This is a genomic window from Spiroplasma sp. AdecLV25b, from assembly GCF_030913225.1.
In the GTDB taxonomy this organism is placed as follows: domain Bacteria; phylum Bacillota_I; class Bacilli_A; order Mycoplasmatales; family VBWQ01; genus Spiroplasma_E.
Window position 1 is genome coordinate 1 of the sequence record NZ_JAQYTS010000051.1, and the last position, 7,282, is coordinate 7,282.

Here is a 7,282-nt window from a genome sequence, read left to right on the forward strand (position 1 = left end):
GTTCATATTAATATGGACGAATATAAGAATTTTAAAATTAATTTTAGATAAGATTAACCTACCAACTTTTAAGTATGGTACAATAAATTAAACTAAATTTATTTGATATGAGAAATATTGCTCTGTAAAAATAAATTTACACAAGATTCGGGACTTAACCACAAACAAAGCTTGAGGAGAAAAAAACGAACGCGAAAGAAGAGAAAGAGTTGCTAATGCTCTTGGATTTGAAAAAGATAAATCAAAAGTAAACAGTGAAACTTCAATAAGTAAAACTCAAAGTTCTAGTAGTAAATCACAAAAAATGTAAAAAATAAGAGGTTGTAATTACAACATATTATAATTAATTTTATATAATAAAAATTAAAAAAGGGGAAAATAAATTATGTTAAATATAAATGACGAAGAAGTATTGTTTGATTCTAAATATATTCAAGTAAAAAAAACAATAAAAAATGGTTTTATTCATGTAGAAGAACCTTGATGTAACAACCAAGGAGTTGCTATTTTACCCTATGTTTTAAAAGACAATGAGTATTATTTTTTACAAATTCATAATGAAAAAAACCCAGCTCATGAAATATCTAAAATCAGTCAGTATAGTACAATTACTGGTGGACTTGAAACTATGGATTATTATACAACTATTGTAAAAGAAATGTGAGAAGAGACAGGTATTGATATTAGTGGAAATAATGTAGTAATTGATAAATTTAATTGATCTTTTGCAAATAAATCAAGTAACAAAAAATGATTTTTGTATGCCATTGATTTGACTAATTTAAATTTAAATATCACCAAAACTTATTATGGAAAAGGTGGTGATGGTACTTATTTTGAAAAAGATATTCATGCTAAATTTATTAATAGCTTTACATTAGCAAGTGCTGGTGATACTTTATCTACTAGTATTTGAGGAAAATTAAATTTATTTAAAAAATACAAAGAAAAAGAATACCAAAATTTCTTAAAAAAAATAGAAGATAAATTATTAACAATAAACAATTTAAATCAAAAAATAAATTTAAGATTACTATTTGATGAAAAATTTCTTAATAATGAATTATATGTAAAAAACACAAAAGAAACTACTAGTATTCCTACGGGATTTCCTTTACATTATGCAGTAGATAATGGTTATTTTGAAATAGCTAAATTATTACTTGAAAAAGGTGCAGATCCAAATATTAAAGATGTTGGAGGAACTCCTTTACAAATTGCTGTATCAAATTTTAATAATAATATTGAAATAGTAAAATTACTTCTTGAAAATGATGCTGATATTAATATACAAAATAAATATGGTAATAATACTATTTTAGATGTTCTTTTTAAGAACAATAAAATTGAAATTATTAAAGAAATATTAATAAAAAAAATTATTAATGATTATAATGAAAAAAAATATATTGATATACTTTTAATTTATTTTTCAAAATATAATGATATATTGTCATTTAAGTGATTAAATGAAAATTTTAAAATTGATTCTAATATTGAAGATAAAAAAACTTTTTGTTCACCTTTATATTATGCAGTAAACAATAATAATATTGAAATAGTAAAATTACTTTTTGAAAATGATGCTGATATTAATGAACAAGATATAAATGGATGTGCACCTTTACATTGAGCTGTAGAATGTAATAATATTGAAATAGTAAAATTACTTCTTGAAAATGATGCTGACATTAATGCACAAGAGGAAAGTTTGGCTACTCCTTTACATCTTTCTATATATACAAATAATTTTGACATGATTAAATTATTACTTGAAAAAGGTGCAGATCCAAATATTAAAGATATTGGAGAGTTTACTACTTTAGATTTGTTATTAAAAAAATACAATATTAGTTTAGAAATAAGTCAATTATTATTCAAACAAGTGAATTTTAAGAAAAATATCAAAAGAAAGTTTTTAAAAAAAGAATTAACTAATTCAACAAAATCAAAATTACCTAAGTTAATATTTGAAAAAGAGGAGATAAATGCTATAAATTTACAAAATCAACCCTCAACAAGTAAAACTCAAAGTTCTAGTAGTAAATCACAAAAAATGTAAATATAATAATTACTTCAAAACTGCACAATTGTGCAGTTTATTTAGCAATTTTGTTTTTTTCTTTTATAATTTTAATAAAAATATTTAACATAAATAAGTGTTAAAATATAAAAAAGTGTTATAATTAAATTGTTCTTTTTTTTATAGAACAAATAATTTTAAAAAATGAATATAAAATTTAAATAAACATAAATTCACAAATTCCAAATAACCCCTAAAACTTTAGTTTCTATTTTTAATATAGAAACTATAAAGTAATCTTTAAAGAATTAAGAGAAAGTAAAAAAATGATTGATTTTATAGAAAAATATAAATTCAATTGTAATGGAGAACCAGAATTTGATGGTCTTGATAAAGAAGACATTAAAGAGTTATTTGGTCTTACGTGAAAAGAGAGATTAAGTGATGAAAAACAAAAATTTGTTAATTTAGGTGCAAGTTAGATTAATCAATCACCTGTTTTTCAAAATAAAAAACAAGAAAGAAAATTTTTAATTAATAAAAGTGAAATATTAAAACAAATAATCTTGTGTTTCTTTTAAAGTTGAAAAATTTGTTGTGACTCCATTAATTGTAATATTGGGAGAATTTTCTTTTGCTCTATTTCTAGAAATCGTATACTTTTTGTCTCCAATAATTAAAATAAATAACATTTTGTTTTAATAATTTGTATATAACCATCTCCATAAATTATTATTAATTAAATTTTACTAAATTTACTAAATCAACTATTACTTGTGAATATGTTGTAGATTTAATTTTTGCGATTTCATTAATTTTATCAGCGGTTTCTTGTGGTAAGATAAATGTTTTAATTATTTTATTTTTATTGCCGTTATTAATCATATTTAAAGAAACTTTTTCTTTAAAGCTATTGTCATTTAATTCATCTTTTTTAATGTTATTTTTTTCTTGTTTATTGGGTTTTAAAATTTCAAAAGCATCCAAATTTAAATTAATGTCTTTCATATTTTCCTCCTTTTATAACAATACTATAAATATTTTTTTAAATATAATATTTATCAAAATATGTACTATATGTATTTATATCTAAAATTAACATAAATTATTAATTACTTGTACTTTATTTTTAAAGATTTAAAATATTACTAAACATTATATTAATGTTATTTAGGAGGAAATACTATGTATGCTGCTGGACAAGTTGTTGTTAATGCCAGTCAGGCTGGTTTTAGCAATGATAAAAATGAACAAAATAAAATAGTAAATGAGCCAAATTTTCAAAAAGTTAATGAAGAATATGAAAAGATAAATATAACTGATAAAAGCACTAAATCAGAAATAAGTGATAACAAAAGTAAAAAATGTAATATATTGTAAGTATTAATAAAAAGATGATTATTTTTGGTAATCATCTTTTTATTATTAATTAAGCAGAAATGGTATAAAAATTAAATTAAGAATTTTTTCAAATTTCTCAAGTAAGATCTGCATCACCTGCACCACTTCTTTGTGTTCTTATATCAATAGACTTAAAATCTGAGTTTTTATTAACATAATTTTCTAAAATAGATTTTGAATTATTTTTTTTAGCAAGTCTACTATCATTTAATCAAAAACTTCATGCTCAATCTTTATAATCTTTTTCAGTAATAGAACCACCTCAACCAGTATTATCTATTGGTTTTAAAAATTTTAAATATGGTAATAAATATTTTTCAGCAGATATTCATGATGATTCATCACTATAATTATTGTAATAATTTAATATGAAATTTACCCCTTGTTCATCTATACATGCTGTTATATAATCAGGAGCTAAAAATCTATAATCAACTTCAAAAGAATTTACTTTTGAAATATACTTATCTTGGCCACCTACTTCAAAAATTGTTGGAGCAGGTAATATTGATATTCCAAGATATACTCCATTACCATTATCATATGAAGGAACATTATCCATATATCAACTAGCAGTCAATGTAAACAAACACGCATCAACTAATGTAATCAGTGGTCCTCCAACACCACTAGCTAATAATATAGAGTTAACTGCAAGCACAAATGCTGCTTGTCCATATGCTAAATATTGTTGAACCTTTTTAACAGTATCGGATGACATATATCAATAAAAATAATCTCCAAATCCTCATCAAGGAAAATATACACCATTATAATTCATTGGAAATGATATTCCGAGTTTATTTTTTGAATAATTATTATTTTGATTTAAATATTGTTCATATTGATTATTTGTTTTTAACAAATTTTCTTTATTACTAAAAATCTTTAATAATTCATCTTGATAATTATAATTTTTGCCATTAACATTATAGTTAATATCTTTTTTACATTTATCATTTATATTTTTTATTGTACTATTAATGGCATTATTTAAATTTTGAGTATCAACTAAATTTAAACTATCATATCTTTGTATTTTTTTATTTTCATCAGTAAATTTTGTTTTGTTTAAAACTTTATTAAAACTTTGTGAATTAGTACTTATTATATTATTATTAACTAAATTTGCACTAGCAGTTCCCACTAAGGTGCTGATTGCAATCATACTTAATATTTTTTTCATTTTATTATACCTTCTTTATGTATATCATAAATTTAAAAGGATATTTTAGATTGATAAAAATAGTTTTTATGAACATATAAACATTAATCTAAAATTAGGAAATAACTTCTTATCTACTATAATTATAACACTTTTAATATAAAATAAAATGTATTATAGCAATATTTTTATACATATAGTATTTATAATATGTATAAAAATATTTTAAATAAAAAAAACATAATTTAAAATTATTGGTTATGCATTATTAATTATTATTTGAGTTTTAAAAGTTGCTAGTTTTCAATTGTAAATTTTAATTTGTTCATCAACAAATTTTTTCATGTTTTCATTGGGAACTAGAAATAAAACATCATATCCATTTTTACAATAATGTCGTAATCCATCGAATTTTTGTCTCATGCGTTGTTTGGTTTTTCTAGTTCTTTCAAGTTCAATAATCATGACTTTACTTTCATAGTGAACTAGTAAGTCGGGATATCCCTTTTCTCGATAGCTTTCGGCTTTGAGTTCTTTTTCTGTTTGATATGAAATAATGTCATTTTGTTGAGAAACTCATTTGATGAGTAAATCTTGGTGAACTAACTCATTGTAGTTAATTCTGATAGATTTGCTTTTTTTACCTAATTTTCGGTTTCCAAGACTTGAAATCAGGTATATATTTTTTCTAGTTAGTTGGTCAACTCGGATTAATTTTTTATCTATTAAAACTCTGTTTATCTTATCAACATTAATGCAAAACAAGACAGATACCCCGATTTAATGATTGAATATGAAAACGGAACTAAAGTTTTAATTGAAATTGAAAGAACACGAAAATCAAAAGAACGTATTGAGGATAAAATTGATAACATGCGTGAACACATAAAAGAAAACCGTAAAGTTATTTGAGTTGTACCAGATGAAAAAATGGCTAAATTCATACAAGAACAAATTAATCATTATAATTGATACAAAGAAGCTCATGAAATTGAAATATTTAATGAGATAAATAAGTGTTAAAATATAAAATAAAAATGTTATAATTAAATTGTTCTTTTTTTTATAGAACAAATAATTTTAAAAAATGAATATAAAATTTAAATAAACATAAATTCACAAATTCCAAATAACCCCTAAAACTTTAGTTCCTTAATTTTATTTAGGAACTTTTTTTATTTTTTTTAAAAAAAAGATTGTTTAATTTATAAAATTTGATAAAAAATAACCATAAACTTAATATAAGTTTTAACTTATTACTTTTGTTAATTTAAAGTAAATAATTTTTTAATCAATATTCAAGGAAGGTAAAAATATGGGACAAGCATTAGTATCTGAAAAAAAAGAACAATTTGTAAAAGCATTAATTGATGGTGATATAAAATATATTAATAAAAATTTTAAAGAAGAAATACAAAAATGAGATTTTAAAAATTTATATGTTGATTCTCCATATTATGTTTCACAAGATCCTCATAGTGAAATGCCAATATTTGATTCACCAGTTAATATTTTAGAAAGAGTAGTTTATAAAGCAAAACATGATAGTAAAAGAATATGAGATATGATGATTAATAATGGAGCTGATGAAAATTTAATTGCTAATTTTGCGCAAGAACCTGTAACTGTTACAACACAAAAAAATACATGATATAAAAAAAGTGTATTAGAAGCAGCTATATTAAAAAATAAACCAAATTTGGTTAAAGTTTTAATAGAATATGGTGCTGATTTAAACTACAAAAATCCCAGAAATAAAAATAAAACGCCAATAACACTTGCATTTTCTAAAAAGAAAAATGATATTATAAAAATTATTATTGATGAAAATTCAAATGGTATTAATTTTAAAAATTTTAAAAAAGAAACTTTTTTACATATAGCAGTTTTGTATGAAAATATAGAAATAATTAAATATTTACTTGAAAATAATACCAATTTAAATATTAAAGATAATGATGGTGAAACTCCTTTATTTAACGCTCAGTATGTTAATAATGCTAAAATTTTTAATTTATTAGTTGAAAATGGTGCAAACTTAAATATTCGAAATAAAGAAGGACAAACAATTAAACAACTATTAGAAAATGAAATTTATCGTTTAAAACAAGAATGTAAATTTTTTGTTTCTTCTAAAGGTATTGTAGAAATAACTATAAAATTTTTAAAACTTCAATTAGAAAAAACATTTAATGAAGAAAAGCAAGAAAAAATAGAACAAATGATAGAAAAAAGAAAAATGCTTAATATAATTGAAAATTACGAAAATGATTTTGATTCAGATGAAGTAAATTCATTAGATTATCGAAATCAACCTTCAACAAGTAGATATAAACCAAGCTCATCACAAATGTAAAAGAGGAAGATATTGCATTTGCAATATCGGGACTTTCCTAAAAACTGTGTTTTTTAAATAAATTTTAGTTGTAAAATCAATAAGTTACACAGTTTTTAGGAAAGTCCCGCATATCCTATTATTATCTTTAAAATCAATTTTAAGCCACCAAATTTACTCATAGACAAACGAAATAAAAATTTATATTTTAGTATAAAAAAAAATAAACAGCCCTAAATTAGGGCTTTTTTGAATGAATTTAAGATACTTATTTTTGTATTTCACTTTCATATCTTTTTTTATCTTCTAGTGCTAAATTTTGATATTTAGATTTTGCTTCTTCTGTCATTTCTTTTCA

General features: G+C 21.8%; 8 protein-coding genes. 5 read left to right on the plus strand and 3 right to left on the minus strand.

Annotated features, from left to right (window positions below; translation table 4 throughout):
* The first annotated feature begins 385 nt into the window (after positions 1–385).
* Both RDJ14_RS04940 and RDJ14_RS04945 read left to right on the plus strand, forming a co-directional pair.
* Positions 386–2,062, plus strand: coding sequence for an ankyrin repeat domain-containing protein (locus tag RDJ14_RS04940; RefSeq protein ID WP_308150253.1), 1,677 nt, complete (start codon positions 386–388; stop codon positions 2,060–2,062).
* A gap of 287 nt (positions 2,063–2,349) precedes the next feature.
* On the plus strand, positions 2,350–2,505 hold the full coding sequence (locus RDJ14_RS04945) for a hypothetical protein (protein WP_308150254.1): 156 nt from the start codon (positions 2,350–2,352) through the stop codon (positions 2,503–2,505).
* A 253-nt stretch (positions 2,506–2,758) separates the two neighbouring features.
* Here the strand turns inward: RDJ14_RS04945 and RDJ14_RS04950 are convergent, their stop codons facing one another.
* Positions 2,759–3,031: a hypothetical protein gene (locus RDJ14_RS04950; RefSeq protein ID WP_308150255.1), complete on the minus strand. Its 273-nt coding sequence runs from the start codon at positions 3,029–3,031 to the stop codon at positions 2,759–2,761.
* 177 nt (positions 3,032–3,208) lie between these two features.
* Here RDJ14_RS04950 and RDJ14_RS04955 point away from each other — a divergent pair, with 177 nt between their 5' ends.
* Entirely contained in the window at positions 3,209–3,403 is a 195-nt protein-coding gene (locus tag RDJ14_RS04955) for a hypothetical protein (RefSeq protein ID WP_308150256.1), read from the plus strand.
* A gap of 76 nt (positions 3,404–3,479) precedes the next feature.
* Here the strand turns inward: RDJ14_RS04955 and RDJ14_RS04960 are convergent, their stop codons facing one another.
* The gene (locus RDJ14_RS04960; RefSeq protein ID WP_308150257.1) at positions 3,480–4,610 is read right to left on the minus strand and encodes a hypothetical protein; all 1,131 of its coding nucleotides are present in this window, start codon (positions 4,608–4,610) and stop codon (positions 3,480–3,482) included.
* A 237-nt stretch (positions 4,611–4,847) separates the two neighbouring features.
* Positions 4,848–5,354, minus strand: coding sequence for a hypothetical protein (locus RDJ14_RS04965; protein ID WP_308150258.1), 507 nt, complete (start codon positions 5,352–5,354; stop codon positions 4,848–4,850).
* Positions 5,355–5,372: 18 nt separating this feature from the next.
* On the opposite strand from RDJ14_RS04965, the gene RDJ14_RS04970 reads away from it, so the two are divergent.
* Together RDJ14_RS04970 and RDJ14_RS04975 are read left to right on the plus strand one after the other, a co-directional pair.
* On the plus strand, positions 5,373–5,612 hold the full coding sequence (locus RDJ14_RS04970; RefSeq protein ID WP_308150259.1) for a hypothetical protein: 240 nt from the start codon (positions 5,373–5,375) through the stop codon (positions 5,610–5,612).
* A 292-nt stretch (positions 5,613–5,904) separates the two neighbouring features.
* Positions 5,905–6,945, plus strand: a complete 1,041-nt coding sequence (locus RDJ14_RS04975) for an ankyrin repeat domain-containing protein (RefSeq protein WP_308150260.1) — start codon at positions 5,905–5,907, stop codon at positions 6,943–6,945.
* Positions 6,946–7,282 lie beyond the last annotated feature (337 nt).